The sequence below is a fragment of the Pandoraea thiooxydans genome (assembly GCF_001931675.1).
Taxonomy (GTDB): domain Bacteria; phylum Pseudomonadota; class Gammaproteobacteria; order Burkholderiales; family Burkholderiaceae; genus Pandoraea; species Pandoraea thiooxydans.
The window spans coordinates 3,723,254-3,738,716 of sequence record NZ_CP014839.1; the positions used below are offsets into that span (position 1 = coordinate 3,723,254).

The following is a 15,463-nucleotide window of genomic DNA, read 5'->3' on the forward strand; positions in this document are numbered from 1 at the left end:
CCATCATGAACCGTCCACGGCGGTTTGAAAATATCGGTTTTTTCGCCCACCCTTTCCCAACCGGAAAGGGTCGCACACGCCACGCCGGCCGGATCAGGCCGCGGCGCCGGGCGCCGACGCCTGCAAAAACGCATACAGCTTGGCCGCCTCCGGCGCGAGCGGCACGCCGGCCTTGACGCCGACCCACAGGGTGCGATGCGCCCACGCATCGGTCAGCTCCACCGCGTGCAGCCCGGCGCCGAGGATCTCGGCGCGCACCGCCGCTTCGGGCAGGATGCCGATACCCAGGCCCGCCTCGATCATGCGGCAGATGCCGTCGAAGCTGCTGACTTGCACCGTCAGGCGCAGCGCCCGCTCGGCCGTCGCGGCTTCGTCGACCATGCGCGCGAGCAGCGAGCTGCCCTGGTTCAGGCCGACGTAGTCGTACTTGAGTGTGTCGGCAAAGGCGATTCTGCGGCGCCGCGCCAGCGGATGATGCGGTGGCACCAGCACCACCAGCTTGTCCTGGCGATAGCGCACCTTGTCGAGCAGCGGCGCCGGGATGTTCTCGGCGAAGATGCCGATATCGGCGCGCCCCGCCGCCACCGCATCGACGATCTCGGCGCTCATGCGTTCCTCCAGGCCGATTCGCACGCCGGGATTGGCCGCCAGGAACGCCGACAGATCGGCCGGCAAAAATTGAATCACCGCCGAGGGCGTCACCCACAGGCGCACATGGCCGCGCACGCCCACCGCGTAATCGCCGATTTCGCTGGCCATCCGGTTGACCTGATCGAGAATCTGGCGCGCATGCTCGGCCAGCCCGCGCCCGGCCGGCGTCAGATCGAGGCCGCGGGGCCGGCGCACGAACAGCGCGCAATCGACGGTTTTCTCAAGCTCGGCAATGCGCTTGCTCACCGCCGAGAGCGTCATCGCGGCGCGCTCGGCTGCCTTGGTCAGGCTGCCGAGTTCGGCGGCCATCAGAAAAACACGCAGCGACTGCAAATCGAAGTGGGAGGGGTTGACCATGAGAGGCACGCGGACCGGGCGTGGTTGACGAAACGACACCTTACCACCGTGGCGCCCACCTTGGATCGGGCACGTGCGGCGCGGCCGCCGACACACAGAGGGTTACCCCAACACCAGAATCCGATTCATCTCAAAGACCGCGGCGCGCCGCTTCGGCTACGGTCCCCTCACGGCGTTGCATTCGGCGCGCCACCGCCACCCATCTCGCACTGAAAAAAAACGGCATGACTGACGCAAACCATTCATCGACTTGCCCCCGGCGTGCTGACGCGGCAAACACCGCCGGCACCGCGCCGCCGAGCCTGCCCCATCTGCCGGGCATCGTTATCTTCGTGCACGGCGTCAATTCGGAAGGCGAATGGTACGACGCCGCCGAAGCCGCGCTCTGCCAGGGACTCAACCAGCGCCTGCGGCGCGACGACCTCACCCCCAACCGGTACGTGGGCGCCGACCCCGTCACCGGGCAATACCGGCCGCGCCGCCTCAAACGCGCCGGCCGCTCGCCGGTGGTCCGCTTCTACTGGGGCTACCGGGCACCCTCGGGCGGCGAGCAGGCGTACCGCGTGCCGCTGCGCGACGCGCACGGCGCCAATTTCTGGCGGCCCGGCGGCGACATCGGGGCGGGCCCCTGGTTCTGGGGCGGGGGACCATTCCAGAACGGCACCAACAATCTGCAACAACTGTGGAGCGACGCCGGCTTTCGCCGCCGTCTGCTCGGCATCGACCTGCAGCGCTTCAACCCGGAATGGGAGCGCGAACTGCACGACGCGCCGCCGCGCACCTACTTCGCCCACGCCGCGCAGCGCCTGGCCGGCCTGATCGACAAAATTCGCGACACCGCGCCGCGCGACACCGTCTCGATCGTCTCGCACAGCCAGGGCACGCTGCTCGCGCTGGCCGCTGTCGCGCTATGCCGGCGGCGCGCGCCCGACGCGGTATTCCTGATGAATTCTCCCTACGCGCTGGACGATAAACTCACCGACTACCTGACCTGCGGCAACGCACGGCCCACCGAGGGCGCGCGCGTGCGCACTTTCCAGGCCATTGCCGCACGTATCCGGCAGGATCGGCGCGAGTTCACCGCCATGCAACTGGCGCAACTGCGGGTCAGCGGCGACGGCAAGGCCGGCTGGCCCTGCCGTCCTGGCCAGCCCGAGCGCGACAATCACGGGCGGCTCCATGTGTACTTCAATCCGCATGACCGCGTGATCGGCGCCCGGCCGATACAAGGCATCGGCTGGCAGGGGCTCCCAGACGCGCTGCTGGCCGAGTTGGGGGATACCGTCAGGCAGCGCATACTGGCGCGTGGCACGCCATGCGGCGATGCGCCCGGCGTCAAGCCGTTCGGCACGCTGCCGCCGATCCCCGATCCGGAACACGGTGTAGCGCCGGGCGACTTCTGGAACGGCAACCAGCGGGTACTGGGCACCGACCTGTGGCTCGCGCCGCCGGCGAGCAGGCGGGTCACCATCAATGCCGAGCCGGTGCCGCATCCGCTCACGGCCGACGAGATGGCCGCGTCGGTAACCAGCGCGGTCATCACCGCGCAAGGCACACAAAGCAAGTTGGTTTATTTCGATGCCGCCCCCAGTACCCAATCGATGTGGGGCGCCCGGCACCCCGAGCGCCGCCATGCCTACCTGTATTCCGAGTACCCCTACCTGGCCGCGCTGTACCGGCCGCAACGGATGATGGTGCGCGACGACGTTCACCGCGAGACCGGCCAGCGCGTCGAACTGGAAACCGCGCAGGAACTTCGCCATCGCATCGCGACGCATGTCACCACGCCCACCAACCACAGCACCTTGCCGGCGCACGCCGAATTCATGCGACGCGTGGTGGCCTGCGATCTGCCGATCGGCTTTTGTGACAGCCACACCACCGAGTTCTGGCACGAGTTGATACACGAGGCCGACTGGACCAGCGGCCGCGACCCCTACTACGCGCACGGCGAGCTGCACGTGCCGCCCATGCCGCCGCAGATCGACCGAGAAACCGTCAGCGAGGCAATCAACCGGGCCGATGCGGAGAAACTGCTTTGGCGTGGGGTGTGAGGCGTAGGGTGTGAAAGCGGCCGCGCCAGCACCGAGGCGAGTATCGCTTCGGCCTGCCAACTTGTCTGGCTCCGGCGCCGCGCTAACCATTCGCAACTACTGCGGCGGCTTCGGCAACCTGGTGTCGGCGCGGCAGGTTGCCAGCGGCAGTTGCCGCGCCGACAGAATTCTCACGACCCGCATATCCTTTTTGTCGACCACCACCTTCAGGCACGCGCAGCTGTAGCCGTGCGGCCCATTGGTCGCAACGAACTGGGCGTCGCTCGCATCCGGAATGCGGTCGATGCCTTGCGCCTGCGGGCCGCCCATCGTGCCGATGGTCCAGGAGCCGTCGCGGTCGTCGAGCCACCAATTGCCGGGCGTGGGGTTGTCGAGCCAGCCGCAGCGAGTCTGCGCGGCCTCGGCAGGGCGCACGACGCCGCACGGCAGGGCGACGCCCAGGCAGGCGGCGAGCGCCAGGCTTGCCATGCCGCGGCGCGATAATTTCAACGTCGTCATGATCGGCGCGTTCGCGTGTCGAGAGGATCCGGCATCATACCGCCGGCGTACCGATTTCAGGCACCATAGGGCCCATGGAGCATTTTTACCTGCATTTCCTGCATGGGCTGGCCGGTCATCCGCACTGGGCCGAAGCGGTGGTGTTTCTCGCTTCGCTGCTGGAGTCGGTAGCGTTCATCGGTACCTTCATCCCCGGCAGCACCACGCTGTTCCTTGCCGGCGCCCTGGTCGGCGCCGGCGCGCTGGGGCTCTGGCCTACGCTCGCCTGGGCGGTGGCCGGCGCAGTGCTGGGCGATGGCGCGAGTTTCTGGATCGGCCGCCGCTACAAAACGCAAATCACGGCACTGGGGCCATTTCGCCGGCATCCCGACATGCTCGAACAGGGCCAGTCGTTCTTCGCCAGGCACGGCGGCAAGAGCGTACTGCTGGCCCGCTTCGTCGGGCCGGTACGGGCGGTCGTGCCGGTGGTGGCCGGCATGCTCGATATGCCGCCCGGCCGCTTTTATTTGATCAACGTGCTCTCGGCGCTGGCCTGGGCGCCGGCCCACATGCTGCCGGGGCTGGTGTTCGGGGCTTCGCTGCAGCTGGCCGGCGCCGTCACGTTCCGCCTGGCGATCATCCTGCTGCTGTTCGCCACCGTGCTGTGGGCTGGCGTGCAACTGGTGCGGCTGGCCGTCGCACACGGCGTGCCGCGGCTGTCGGCGTGGGGCGACCGGCTGCTGGCCTGGGCGCGCCGCGCCGACAGCCGCGCCAACCGCTTCGCGCTGCGGCTGCTCGATGCCAACCAGCCGGCAGCCGGTGCGCTGCTGCTGATGTCGCTGCTTTTGCTGGCCGGCGGCTGGGTTTTTCTCGGTGTGCTGCAGGACGTGCTGGCGCACGATCCGCTGGTGAGCGTCGACAGCACGGTCTACCGCTTCCTGCGCACCCTGCACACGCCGTGGGGCGGCCAGGCAATGGTCGCCATCGCGACGCTCGGCAGCCTGCCGACGCTGCTGGCCGTGGTGCTGGCCGTGGCAGCGTGGCTCGCGTGGCGGCGTCATTGGCGCACGCTCGGCTACTGGCTCGCGACGGCAGCCTTCTCGCAACCGCTGATCCTGATCATCGGGTCGGCGGTGGCACGGCACCCGCCGCCAGCGGCCGGCAGCGCGCTGTTCTCGTTTCCAAGCGCGCACGTCACCAGCAGCGCGGTGGTGTTCGGGTTCCTCGCGTTCCTGCTGGCGCGCTCCACCGGCGAACGCGCGCGCGACGGCTGGCGTGCCGTGATTACCGGCGCGGCGACAGCGCTGGTATTGCTCGTCGCGCTGGCCGATCTTTACCTGGGCCGCAACTGGCTCTCCGATGCAATTGGCGGCATCGCGCTGGGCGTTGCCTGGGTCGCCGTGGTATCGCTCGTGTACGCATACCACCGCGTCGCCGCGTTGCGCGTGCGCGAGGTAGCGTCGCTGACGGCGGCCGTGCTGCTGGTCAGTGTCGGCCTGCAATGGCACATCGGCCAGGCCGGCGCGCCACCGCCCTATCCGGCTGCCAGCCCCGTCACGTCGATAGGCGCACGGCAGTGGCGAGAAGCCGGCTGGCGGCAATTGCCCACCCATCGATCCGATCTGGAAGGCGATCGGCAGGAGGCCTTCGGCATGCAATGGGCCGGCCCGCTCGAGCGCATCGACCAGCACTTGCAGGCGCACGGCTGGCGCGCCGCCGCGCCGCTCTCGGCAAGCCGGCTGCTGTTGCTGCTCGCGCCCCACACGCCGGTGATGCAGTTGCCGGTGCTGCCCAAACTGAACGACGGCACGCCGCCCGCACTGCAACTGATTCATGCCGGCGACACGCCGGATACGCGCCTGGTGTTGCGCTTATGGCCCACCCGCTATCGCGTGAGCGAGAGCGCCAGCGCGCCGGCCCAGCCGCTCTGGCTCGGCTCGGTCGCACACGAATCGGTGTCGCACACGCTGCGGCTCGTCAATATCGTGCGCATCGATCGCCAGGCGTCGCCCGCGGGGCGGTCGCTGGCTGCCCTGCTGGACGCACCGGCGCCTCCCACGACGGGCATGCCGTTGCTGCTGGAGAGTACGCCGGCGCACAAACCGGCGCAAAATAAGTAAGATTCGGCCCGCACCACAGCGACTTCGCGACCTGTACCAATGAGAGAGATCATGCCCACCCGCCTGAATGCCGCCTTCACGGCACTCCTTGCCGCCGCGCTGTTCGGCGCCACCACGCCGCTGGCCAAGGCGCTGCTCGGCACGCTGGCGCCGGTGATGGTCGCCGGCCTGTTCTATCTCGGCAGCGGCCTGGGCCTGGCGGCGCTGATCGGCGTGCGGCATTGGCGCCGCGGCACCGACGCGCCGGCCGACTCGAACCGGATTCCGCGCGCCGACATTCCGTGGCTGGCCGGCGCGATCGCCGCCGGCGGCGTCGCCGGGCCGGCGCTGCTGATGCTCGGCCTGAGCACCACGCCGGCGGCCACCAGCGCCTTGCTGCTCAATCTCGAAAGCGTTTTTACGGCACTCATCGCCTGGGTGGTCTTTCGCGAGAACGTCGACACCCAGGTCGCGCTCGGCATGGCCGCGATCGTCGCCGGCGGCGTGGCGCTGTCCTGGCAGCCCGGTGCCACGGGTGTCTCGCCCGGCGCCTTGCTGATCGCCGGCGCCTGCCTGTGCTGGGCGATCGACAACAACCTCACGCGCAAGGTCTCGGCCAACGATGCCATGACGATCGCCTGCATCAAGGGGCTGGTGGCCGGCGCGGTCAACTTCGGCCTGGCGCTGGCGCTGGGCGCGCGCCTGCCGGGCCTGGCCAGCGCGGCGGCGGCCATGCTCACCGGCTTCGCCGGCTACGGCGTGAGCCTGGTGCTGTTCGTGGTGGCGCTGCGCCATCTCGGCACGGCGCGCACCGGCGCCTATTTTTCGGTCGCGCCGCTGTTCGGCGTAACGCTCGCGCTGGCGCTCTGGCCGGCACTGCCCACGCCGCTGTTCTGGGTGGCCACCGCGCTGATGGCGCTGGGTGTATGGCTTCATCTGCGCGAGCGGCACGAGCACGAGCATACGCACGCAGCGCTCGAGCATACCCACAGTCATCGTCACGACGCGCACCATCAGCACACGCACGACTTTCCGTGGGATGGCAACGAACCCCACACGCACCCCCACCGGCATGAGGTCGTCACGCACTCCCACCCGCATTTTCCGGACATTCACCATCGTCATCGGCATTGAGCGCCGCAACACCCGCCTGCCAAGCCGTCAAATTAAATCCGGGTGTTATTGACGACCGATTAATATCCGGATAATATTCTGGCCATTCCATCTTCGGACTGCCATGATGACGAACACATCCAACCCAGCCACCGTCAACCGCTACACCGTTTTCGACGGCCCGCGCCGCATTGCCGCCGGCTCGCTGGCGACCGCCGCACTGGCGTTCAAGCACGCGCTCGCACAGGGCGCGAGCGGGCCGGTGCTGGTCTACGACGACCGCACCGGGCGGGTGACCGACATCGATACGCGCGGCACCGACGCGGAAGTCGCGGCGCGCCACGCGGCTGGCGACGACCCCGCATCCGCCGCCGGGCCGCGCGGCCGCGGGCGGCCCCGGCTGGGCGTAGTGGCTCGCGAAGTCACGCTGCTGCCACGCCACTGGGACTGGCTGGCGGCTCAGCCCGGCGGCGCATCGGTCGCCTTGCGCAGACTGGTCGACCAGGCGCGGCATGCTCTTGGCGAACAGGACCGGCGCCGTGCGGCGCACGAGCGCGCCTATCACTTCATGTCGGCGATGGCCGGCGACCTGCCGCACTTCGAGGAAGCGGTCCGCGCGCTGTTCGCCGACGACCGGCCGCGCTTCGGGACGCTGGTGGCCGGCTGGCCCGAGGACGTGCGCGAGTACGCTGCCCGGCTCGCGTTCGAGCGCGACGATCCGGCGCTGGTCCCACCGCAGCCGTAGGCGGGGGCGAAGGGATCGAAGAAGTCGAAGGGGTCGAGGGGGCCGCCAGCGGCCTTCGCCAGCCGGTGACATAATTGGCCCGGGCGACGCGCCGCCGGGCGCGTCGCATATCTTGCCTATGTCTTTGTCACGCTTGACCTGGAGCCCCCTATGACCCTTTCGATGTATCAAGCATCCCTACCCGTGATGACGCGCATGATGCGCAATCTCGATGCGATCCTCGCCAAGGCGGCCGCGCATGCGGAAGAGAAAAAGATCGATCCGGCGGTGCTGATGGGCAGCCGGCTGTATCCCGACATGTTCGCGCTGGCGCGCCAGGTGCAGATCGTCACCGACACCGCCAAAGGCTGCGCCGCGCGCCTGGCCGGCGTCGAGCCGCCGAAGTACGACGACACCGAAACGACTTTCGCGGAACTCGCGGCGCGCCTGCAGAAAACCATCGATTATCTGGAGAGCTTCGAGGCCGGCCAGATCGACGGCACCGAGAAAAAAGACATCACGCTCAAGCTCGGCGGCAAACCGGTCACCTTCACCGGCGAGTTCTATCTGCTCAATTTCGTACTGCCCAATTTCTATTTCCATGTGAGCACCGCTTACGGCATCCTGCGCCATAGCGGCGTGCCGCTGGGCAAAATGGATTACCTCGGCCAGCTCGCCTGAGCTGCGGCGCGGCGGCCGGGCGCCGCTGCGCGACTGCCCCCCCTGCGCCGCCTCGTTTTCAAGTTCCTGCGTTATGCCGCCACGCGCCGCTTGGCGCGCGGCATGGGGCGCCCAGTGCTGGCGCTGACCAGACCGCCATCGAGCATCGCTGCCAGGTAGCCGTCGGTCTTGCCCAGCAGGTGATTTTCCATCAGCACGCGCAGGCGCTTGCCGTCACGCCGGCGCAGCAGTTCGAGCATTTCCGCATGCTCGTCGACAGCCCGCTGCCAACGCTCGGGCGTCGGATTGAGCCGCTGGCGAACCTGCCGCAGGCGCGCATTCAGGTTGTGGAAATACTCGGTCAGCGCGCGGTTGCCAGCGACGCGCAAAATCGTCAGGTGAATCTGCTGATTGAGCGCGAAATACGCCGCGCGATCCTGCCGCGCGTGCGCATCGCTCATCTGGGCCTGCAACTGCTCGAGCTCGGCCAGATCGTCGTCGTCGATCTTGCGGCAGGCCTGCTCGCCGCTGAGCCCTTCGAGCGCGGCCATCACCGCCAGCAGATCGGCCGCCTCCTCGAGCGTCAGGCGCGCCACGCTGGCGCGCCGGGTCGCCGAAATATCGACCAGCCCTTCGCCGGCCAGCAACTTGAGCGCCTCGCGCAACGGCGTGCGCGACACCCCCAGCGCTTCGCATAAGGCACGCTCCGAGAGCGGCGCACCGGGCGCCAGCTCGCCGCTGATGATGCGGCTTTTCAGCGCCTCGTAGGCCGAGGCATTCAGCGGCGCGTTCTCCACGTTACGATCCTTTGCAAAATTGGGATACCAAATTAGCATGCAATCGAACGACCCGTCAATCAAAAATCCTTTGATAATTCGCCAATAAAGTCATATATTCCCGTTTTACAGATGCACGCAAACTACCGACATATTTTTCGCTATTTTATTTTTTGGCATCCCATTTTGTTTACTCGATGAGAACACCAATCCCCCGGGAGACAACGTGACTTCGACCGTACTGACCGAGCGGCGCGGGCCCGTCGCCGTCGTGAGCCTGAACCGCCCCGACAAGCTCAACGCACTGACCAAGACCATGTGGCAAGCGCTCGGCGACACGGTGCTTGCGCTGTCGGCCGACGCCGAGGTGCGCTGCATCGTGCTGCGCGGGGCCGGCACGAAATCGTTCGCGCCGGGCAACGACATCGCCGAGTTCGAAACCGATCGTGCCAACGCCGCGCAGGCGCGCGCGTATGGCGCGCTGATGCATCGCACGCTCGACGCGCTGACGACCTGCCCGGTGCCGCTGGTGGCGATGATCCACGGCATCTGCGTGGGCGGCGGCATGGAAATCGCAGCCGCCTGCGACGTGCGCATTTGCGGCGAGTCGAGCCGCTTCGGCGCGCCGATCAACAAGCTGGGGCTCGTCATGGCGCACGCCGAACTCAGCGCCCTGGTGGGCCTTGTCGGCCCGGCCGTGGCGCTGGAAATTCTGCTCGAGGGGCGTGTGTTCGGAGCGGCCGAGGCGTTGCAAAAGGGTCTGGTCAGCCGTGTGGTAGCCGACGGCGAAGTCGAGCACGAGGCGCTGGCCGCCGCCGATCGCATCGCGCAGGGCGCACCCCTGGTGGCGCGCTGGCACAAGAAATTCGTGCGCCAGTTGGCCGCGCGCGCGCCGTTGTCGGCCGCCGACCTGGACGAGGGCTTCGCCTGTTTCGATACCGAGGATTTCCGCATCGGCTACCGCGCCTTCCTGGCCAAGCAGACACCGCAATTCGGAGGACGTTGAGATGGCAGGACCGCTGCAGGGAATGAAAGTGATCGAGTTGTCGCACATCATGTCGGGCCCGGTGTGCGGCATGATGCTCGCCGATATGGGCGCCGACGTGATCAAGGTCGAGAAAGTGCCCGACGGCGACGACGCGCGCCGCTTCGCGCCGCTCATGGCACACGGCGAATCGGCCTCGTTCATGATGCTCAACCGCAACAAGCGCGGCATCGCGCTGAACCTCAAGACCGAGGGCGGGCGGCGCGTGCTGCGCCGCATGATCGCCGGGGCCGACGCGCTCACCGAGAACTACCGGCTTGGCACGATGGAAAAGCTCGGCTTCGGCTACCAGACGCTCAAAGAAGACAACCCGGGGCTCATCTACTGCTCGATCTCCGGCTACGGGCGCACCGGGCCGTGCGCCGACAAAGGCGGATTCGACCTCATCGCGCAGGGGCTGGCGGGCCTGATGAGCATGACCGGCGACCCTGGGCAGGCGCCAATCAAGGCCGGCTCGCCGATTGCCGATATCAACGCCGGTATCCTCGCCGCGCTGGGCATCGTCGCCGCGTACTCGCACCGGCAGCGCACCGGACAGGGCCAGGTGGTCGACACGTCGCTGCTCGAGGCGGCGTTCCAGCAAATGTACTGGGCGGCGGCCAATTTCTTCGCCAGCGGCGAGAACCCGCCCAAGATGGGTTCGGCCAACCCGACCAGCACGCCGTACCAGGCGTTTCGCACCAAGGACGGCTGGATCAATATCGGCGCGGCCAATCAGGCCAACTACGAGCGCCTGCTGCAAGTGCTCGACGCGCCCGAGATCGCGCGCGATCCGCGCTTCCAGACCAATGCGCTGCGCACCGCCAACCGCGTCGCGCTGGTCGAACTGCTGAGCGCTTACCTCGAACGCGACACCACCGATGCATGGGTCGCGCGGCTCGACGCGGCCGGTATGCCCGTGGGGCCGGTGCTGCCGATATCCGAGGCGGTGGCCCATCCGCAGATCGCCGCGCGCGGCATGGTGGTGCAGACCGAGCATCCGCTGGCCGGGCCAACCCGCAGCATCGGCCTGCCGATCCGCTTCTCGGCAACGCCGGCCGAGGTGCGTGGCCCCGCGCCGCTGCTGGGCGAGCACACGCTGCAGGTGCTCGCCGAGTATGGTTTTGCAGAGGCGGAGATCGCCGCGCTGCGCGACGAAGGCGCGATCGTGGCGCGCTGAGCCGGGTCAGCGCATGCGGGAGCGGGCACGGCCGACCGCTGCCTGCCGCGCCGGTCGGCCGCCGGTGGCGGCAGCGGGTCGAATCAACGGCTCAGGCCGCGCGCGGCGATCGGCCACACGCATTCGACCCGCTCGCCACGAAAGCCGACGTACTGGTCGTACAGATTGGCAGTCGGGTCGCAATGGCCCGGCACCAGCAGCAAGCGCTCGCCGAGCAGCCCGTGCGCATCGCCAGCCAGCACTTGCAGCATGCCATGTTCATCGTTGGCCGCCGTGTAGCGCAACTGATCGGCACGCTCGGCCGGCCACAGGCGCGGCAGGCCGGAGTCGACCGCCACGCTTTTCAGGCCGGCATCGCACACGGCCATGCCCGGTCTGGCCTGGCTCATGATGGTCGCGGCAATGAACAGGCTGTGCCGCCACCGCAGTTCGCCCTCCCATGCAAGCGAGCCATAGTGGCGATCCATAAAGACGTACGAGCCCGGCTGGATTTCCGTATAGACGCCGCTGGCGGCGTCGAATTCGACCGTGCCGGTGCCGCCGCCGGTGACCACGCCGCAGCGCACGCCGCGCGCCTCAAGATGCCGCACGTGGGCCGCGGTGGCGTCGGCCGCGCGCCCGGCCGCCGAGCGTCGCCCGGCCCAGTCGTCCTGGTGCTGGATGCCGCCGTGGTAGGCCTGCAGCCCGCCGAAGCAGAGCCCGCGATGGCGCGCGATCGCATCGACCAGCGCACTCAGTGCATCGGCGCTGTCGACACCGCAACGCCCCTGCCCCACATCGACCTCGGGCAGCACGGCGATCGACACGCCGGCCTGCGAAGCCGCCGCGCCCAACGCCGCGACCTGCGCCACATCGTCCGCGCATACGCTCAACGCAACATGCCCGGCGAGCGCCACCGCCATCGCCACCTTGTCGGCACCGATGAATTCATTGCTGATGTGAATGCTCTGGATGCCGGCAGCGGCAAACGGATATGCCTCGCTCAGTTTCTGGCAGCAGATGCCGGCGGCGCCCCGCGCCAATTGCGCATGGGCAATCGCCGGCGCCTTGTGCGCCTTCGCGTGCGGGCGCAATGCGACCTTGTGCCGGGCGGCAAATTCGGCCATCTGCGCGAGGTTATGCTCGAATGCGTCGAGATCGATCAGGAGCGCCGGCGTGCCGACCCGATCGAGTCGATCGCCCGGTGCGGCGATCGGCGGAAGTTGCAGTGACACAGCGTGATTCCTCGTCAAAAAACGTCAAGCGTCAGCGGGTCGGCCCGCTCCGGTCCGGCGCATCGGCCAGCGCGTCGGCCAGGGCATCGGCCAATACGCGGGCGACGTGCACGGCCTCGGTTTGCGCGCCATCGACGATCTGATGGCGGCAACTGGTGCCGTCGGCGACCACCAGCGCGCCCTGGGGCCGGGCTCGCACGGCCGGCAGCAGCGACAGTTCGGCCATCGCTTGCGAAGCCTCGTGATGCTCCGCCTCGTAACCGAAACTGCCGGCCATGCCGCAGCACGACGACTCGATCGTCGACACCTCGAGACCGGGGATCCATCCTAATACCGTTTGCACCGGCGTGAGTGCATCGAACGCCTTTTGATGGCAATGCCCATGCACCAGCGCCTGCGTCACGCCCAGCGGCTTCAGGGCCAGTTGCAAGCGCTCCGCCCGCGCCTCGCGCACCAGGAACTCCTCGAACAGGAACGCATGCGCGGCAAGTCGTTGCGCCTCGTCGCCATAGCCGTAAGCGAGAAACTCGTCGCGCAACGTCAGCAGGCACGACGGCTCGAGACCGACGATCGGCACGCCGCGCTCGACGAACGGCCTGAACGCATCGAGCGCGCGGCGCGCTTCATGCTTAGCCTGCTCGACCAGTCCGGCCGAGAGAAAAGTGCGCCCGCAGCACAGCGGCCGCTGGCCCGGTCTGGCGTTCAAATGCACGGCGTAGCCGGCCGCCTCGAGGACCCGCACGGCGGCCCGGGCGTTTTCAGGCTCAAGGTAATTGTTGAAGGTATCGACGAACAGCAACACCTCGCGGCCGTTGCCCCGAATGGCGGCCGGTGCGGCCGCGCGCGCCAGGAACGCGGGCTTGAAACGCGGCAGCGAGCGGCCCGGGGCAAAGCCCAGCCGGCGCCTGGCCCACGCCGAGACGCCGGGGATATTGTCGGCCAGCGCCGCGAGGCCCGGCATCCTGCTGGCCAGCGGCGCATAGCGCGGCATGAAGGCCACCAGACGCTCGCGCAGCGTGATGCCGTGCAGCGCGCTCCATGCGTGGCGCGCCTCGATCTTGACCCTGGCCATATCGACACCGGTCGGGCAATCGCGCTTGCAGCCCTTGCACGATACGCACAGATCGAGCGCCGCCTTGACCTCCGGATGCGCCAGACCGGCCTCGCCGAGCTGGCCGGAGATCGCCAGGCGCAGCGTGTTGGCGCGCCCTCGCGTGACGTGCTGTTCGTCCTTGGTGACGCGGTAGCTCGGGCACATCGTGCCGGCGTCGAACTTGCGGCAGTGGCCATTGTTGTTGCACATCTCGATCGCGCTGGCCAGACCGCCCGTGGCGTCGGCTCCCGTGCCCGGCGCACTCTGCGCACCGCTTTGCGCATCGCGCTCGACGTTCCAGGCCGACCAATCGAGCGCGGCGCCGAGCGGCGCGACAGCGTAACCGGGCGCGAAGCGGAAGTTGCGGCGATCGTCCATTCTTGGCGGGTTGACGATCTTGTCGGGATTGAAGCGATTGTCCGGGTCGAACAGCGCCTTGATCTCGCCGAACGCCGCGTTGATGCGCGGGCCATATTGCCAGGCCACCCATTCGCCGCGGCACAGGCCGTCGCCGTGCTCGCCCGAATACGCGCCCTTGTATTCGCGCACCAGCTCGGCCGCCTGCTCGGCGATCGCGCGCATCTTGCGCGCGCCGTCGCGCCGCATATCCAGAATCGGCCGCACGTGCAGCGTGCCGACACTGGCGTGCGCATACCAGGTGCCCTCGGTGCCGTGCCGATGAAACACCTCGGTCAGGCGGCGCGTGTATTCGGCCAGATGCTGCAACGGCACCGCGCAGTCTTCGATGAACGATACCGGCTTGCCGTCGCCTTTCATGCTCATCATGATATTGAGCCCGGCCTTGCGCACGTCCCACAGCGCCTTTTGCGCGGCCGCCTCGGGCAGGCGCACCACCGCGCCGGGCAGGCCCAGCTCACCCATCAATTCCTCGAGCTCACCCAGCCGCGCGAGCAGCGCAGCCTTGTCCTCGCCGGCAAACTCCACCAGCAAAATCGCCTCGGGCTGCCCGACCAATGCCTTTTCGATGACCGGACGAAACGCCGGATTGCCCATCGACAGGTCGATCATCGTGCGATCGACCAGCTCCACCGCGACCGGCTCGAGCCCGACGATGTGCTGCGCCGCATCCATCGCCTGATAGAAGGTCGGGAAATTGACCACGCCCAACACCTTGTGGGGCGGCAGCGGCGCGAGCTTCAATGTCAGTTGGCGGCTATAGGCGAGCGTGCCTTCGGCGCCGACCAGAATGTGCGACAGATTGGCGAAACCGTCGTCGGTATAAGCGCGCGGGTTCTGGCAATCGAACAGGTCGATGTTGTAGCCGGCTACGCGGCGCAGCACCTTGGGCACGCGCTCGGCGATCTCGCCGTGCTCGCGCATCGCAATGCGGCGCAGGCCGCCGAGAATTTCATTGACGCGCGCCCCCACCAGCGGCTCGCGCAGCGAGCCGAAGCGCGCCTGGGTGCCGTCGGCCAGCACCGCATCGATGGCCAGCACGTTGTGCACCATATTGCCGTATTCGATCGAGCGCGAGCCGCACGAATTGTTGCCGGCCATGCCGCCGATGGTGCACTGCGCGCCGGTCGAGACGTCGACCGGAAACCACAGGCCGTGCGGCTTGAGCCACGCATTCAGATGATCGAGCACGATGCCCGGCTCGACCGTGACGGTGCGCGCGGCAGGATCGAAATCGATCACCCGGTTGAGCCATTTGCTGCTGTCGATCACCAGCGCCTCGCCGACCGTCTGGCCGCACTGGCTGGTGCCGGCGCCGCGCGCGAGCACCGGCACGCGCTGCTCGCGCGCGATCTCGAGCGCAGCCAGCAGGTCGGCCTGGTCGCGCGGCACCACCACGCCCAGCGGCATGATCTGGTAGATCGACGCATCGGTTGCATAGCGCCCGCGTGCGCCGGCATCGAACAGCACGTCGCCGCGCAGGGCCTGGCGCAGGCGCGCGGCCAGCGGCGTCGTGGCGGCGCCGCGCGAGGGCACGAGGTGAATCGGCTGGACCAGCGAGTCGGGGAATTTCTGCGTCATGGCAAATCAGGCAATCGGATGTCCGGGCCACCTGGCCCATCGG

The 15,463-nt window shown here is 68.2% G+C and carries 12 protein-coding genes; 7 read left to right on the plus strand and 5 right to left on the minus strand.

Features of this window, described 5'->3' with window-relative positions:
• Positions 1-93 precede the first annotated feature (93 nt).
• On the minus strand, positions 94-1,008 hold the full coding sequence (locus tag PATSB16_RS17130) for a LysR family transcriptional regulator (protein WP_047215262.1): 915 nt from the start codon (positions 1,006-1,008) through the stop codon (positions 94-96).
• Positions 1,009-1,232: 224 nt separating this feature from the next.
• On the opposite strand from PATSB16_RS17130, the gene PATSB16_RS17135 reads away from it, so the two are divergent.
• Positions 1,233-3,062 (plus strand): T6SS effector phospholipase Tle3 domain-containing protein, encoded by a 1,830-nt coding sequence (locus tag PATSB16_RS17135; RefSeq protein ID WP_156884794.1) that lies wholly within the window; start codon positions 1,233-1,235, stop codon positions 3,060-3,062.
• Positions 3,063-3,158: 96 nt separating this feature from the next.
• Here PATSB16_RS17135 and PATSB16_RS17140 read toward each other — a convergent pair whose 3' ends face one another.
• The gene (locus PATSB16_RS17140) at positions 3,159-3,560 is read right to left on the minus strand and encodes a DUF4087 domain-containing protein (RefSeq protein WP_047215264.1); all 402 of its coding nucleotides are present in this window, start codon (positions 3,558-3,560) and stop codon (positions 3,159-3,161) included.
• Between the two features lie 74 nt (positions 3,561-3,634).
• On the opposite strand from PATSB16_RS17140, the gene PATSB16_RS17145 reads away from it, so the two are divergent.
• From PATSB16_RS17145 to PATSB16_RS17160, 4 genes are all read left to right on the plus strand, one after another.
• Complete coding sequence (locus PATSB16_RS17145; RefSeq protein ID WP_047215265.1) at positions 3,635-5,659, plus strand: bifunctional DedA family/phosphatase PAP2 family protein; 2,025 nt, start codon at positions 3,635-3,637, stop codon at positions 5,657-5,659.
• A 51-nt stretch (positions 5,660-5,710) separates the two neighbouring features.
• A complete protein-coding gene (locus PATSB16_RS17150) occupies positions 5,711-6,772 on the plus strand; it encodes a DMT family transporter (protein WP_047215266.1) in 1,062 nt (353 codons plus the stop codon).
• Positions 6,773-6,878: 106 nt separating this feature from the next.
• Entirely contained in the window at positions 6,879-7,496 is a 618-nt protein-coding gene (locus tag PATSB16_RS17155; RefSeq protein ID WP_047216693.1) for a DUF2239 family protein, read from the plus strand.
• Between the two features lie 150 nt (positions 7,497-7,646).
• A complete protein-coding gene (locus tag PATSB16_RS17160; RefSeq protein WP_047215268.1) occupies positions 7,647-8,156 on the plus strand; it encodes a DUF1993 domain-containing protein in 510 nt (169 codons plus the stop codon).
• Positions 8,157-8,227: 71 nt separating this feature from the next.
• Here the strand turns inward: PATSB16_RS17160 and PATSB16_RS17165 are convergent, their stop codons facing one another.
• On the minus strand, positions 8,228-8,932 hold the full coding sequence (locus PATSB16_RS17165) for a GntR family transcriptional regulator (RefSeq protein ID WP_169834629.1): 705 nt from the start codon (positions 8,930-8,932) through the stop codon (positions 8,228-8,230).
• Positions 8,933-9,137: 205 nt separating this feature from the next.
• Here PATSB16_RS17165 and PATSB16_RS17170 point away from each other — a divergent pair, with 205 nt between their 5' ends.
• Complete coding sequence (locus PATSB16_RS17170) at positions 9,138-9,917, plus strand: enoyl-CoA hydratase/isomerase family protein (RefSeq protein WP_083566827.1); 780 nt, start codon at positions 9,138-9,140, stop codon at positions 9,915-9,917.
• A gap of 1 nt (position 9,918) precedes the next feature.
• Positions 9,919-11,115: a CaiB/BaiF CoA transferase family protein gene (locus PATSB16_RS17175; RefSeq protein WP_047215271.1), complete on the plus strand. Its 1,197-nt coding sequence runs from the start codon at positions 9,919-9,921 to the stop codon at positions 11,113-11,115.
• An 83-nt stretch (positions 11,116-11,198) separates the two neighbouring features.
• On the opposite strand, the gene PATSB16_RS17180 is transcribed toward PATSB16_RS17175, so the two are convergent.
• On the minus strand, positions 11,199-12,329 hold the full coding sequence (locus PATSB16_RS17180) for a DSD1 family PLP-dependent enzyme (protein WP_047215272.1): 1,131 nt from the start codon (positions 12,327-12,329) through the stop codon (positions 11,199-11,201).
• 31 nt (positions 12,330-12,360) lie between these two features.
• Positions 12,361-15,420, minus strand: coding sequence for an FAD-binding and (Fe-S)-binding domain-containing protein (locus PATSB16_RS17185; RefSeq protein WP_047215273.1), 3,060 nt, complete (start codon positions 15,418-15,420; stop codon positions 12,361-12,363).
• Between the last annotated feature and the right edge of the window lie 43 nt (positions 15,421-15,463).